This is a genomic window from Acidithiobacillus concretivorus (assembly GCF_018853445.1).
In the GTDB taxonomy this organism is placed as follows: domain Bacteria; phylum Pseudomonadota; class Gammaproteobacteria; order Acidithiobacillales; family Acidithiobacillaceae; genus Acidithiobacillus; species Acidithiobacillus concretivorus.
The window spans coordinates 1-434 of the sequence record NZ_JABELD010000041.1 but is presented as its reverse complement, the minus strand read 5'-3'; the positions used below and the strand labels follow the sequence as shown (position 1 = coordinate 434).

The 434-nt window shown below is 64.3% G+C and carries 1 protein-coding gene; it reads right to left on the bottom strand.

Annotation, left to right across the window (positions count from 1 at the left end):
- The coding region (locus HJG40_RS06140; RefSeq protein WP_215863374.1) for a MobA/MobL family protein at positions 1–434 on the bottom strand (434 nt) is incomplete at both ends.

Below are 434 nucleotides of genomic sequence, written 5' to 3'. Positions count from 1 at the left end.
CCGGTCCGCCGCTCATAACCACTGGCCGCTGGCCCCAGATGCCGGGTCGGTGCCCGATCCTGACCTTGCTCCGCCAGACTGCGGTGATCCACCTGGGCGGCTATGCCGTTTTCCTGTAATCGGGCGTTCTGTAGCTCGGCAAACCGTTCCCGCCATTCGCTCACCAGTTCTTTGCCCGTCTTCCGGTCATCCAGTTCCCGCGTCTTTTCGGTAAACCCGTCTGGTCCTATCCGCCGGGTCGTCAGCAGAATGTGGGCATGGTGATTGCGCTGATCTCCGGCTTTCCCCGGCGCATGCACGGCCACATCCGCTGCACAGCCATGCCGCTGGACCAGCTCTCCCGCAAAATCCAGCGCCAGACGCCGCCGCTCGGCAGGGGGCAGTTCTTCGGGCAGGGCAATCTCGAACTCGCGGGCAACCGTTGCGTTCTTCCG